Raw genomic sequence first — 574 nt, 5'->3', positions numbered from 1 at the left:
TTGTTGCATGAAGCGCTTTGTTGATTAAAGAGCACACAGGGAAATAAAGCGTGCTCCCTGTAGCAAAACGAGAAAAACTGTTTCCTATTGGAAATTTTTGTTGAAAATTGATTTTATCGGAGCTATGTTATCGACTTGTTAGATGAAGAGATGCTACTTCAGCTTGCAGCAAGTGATAGATTTAACATTTGTAAGAGCTGTTTTTTACCCGAAATTTTTGGGAACCAATTCGTGCTGCATTGACCCTACAACGATCGCTTTGACGCTATGGCCGTATAAATAAGAAGCAACGCACTATTTATACACCTATATAACGCAAACGATACCGATGCAGAAATCAACGTAAGACCTAATGGACTATAAAAACAATCACCATTAGCTTAATGAAAGGTCTCGACAATGAACGCTTATCAAAACCATAGCTTAGACAGTTTTTTCTCTACGAACCTATCTGCGACTGACGACGCAGTATTTGCTGGAATCCAAGCAGAGAACACTCGTCAAAACGAACAAATAGAACTTATTGCTTCTGAGAACATCGTTTCTAAAGCAGTAATGCAAGCTCAAGGCACTT

1 pseudogene is annotated in these 574 nt (G+C 38.7%); it reads left to right on the top strand.

Annotation, left to right across the window (positions count from 1 at the left end):
- Nucleotides 1-399 precede the first annotated feature (399 nt).
- Nucleotides 400-574: pseudogene (gene glyA, locus BCT81_RS03510) on the top strand (serine hydroxymethyltransferase); the annotation flags it as partial.

The sequence above is a fragment of the Vibrio sp. 10N.261.52.A1 genome (assembly GCF_002876325.1).
Taxonomy (GTDB): domain Bacteria; phylum Pseudomonadota; class Gammaproteobacteria; order Enterobacterales; family Vibrionaceae; genus Vibrio; species Vibrio chagasii.
The sequence above is the reverse complement of the archived record's forward strand: the minus strand, read 5'-3'. Positions and strand labels throughout refer to the sequence as shown.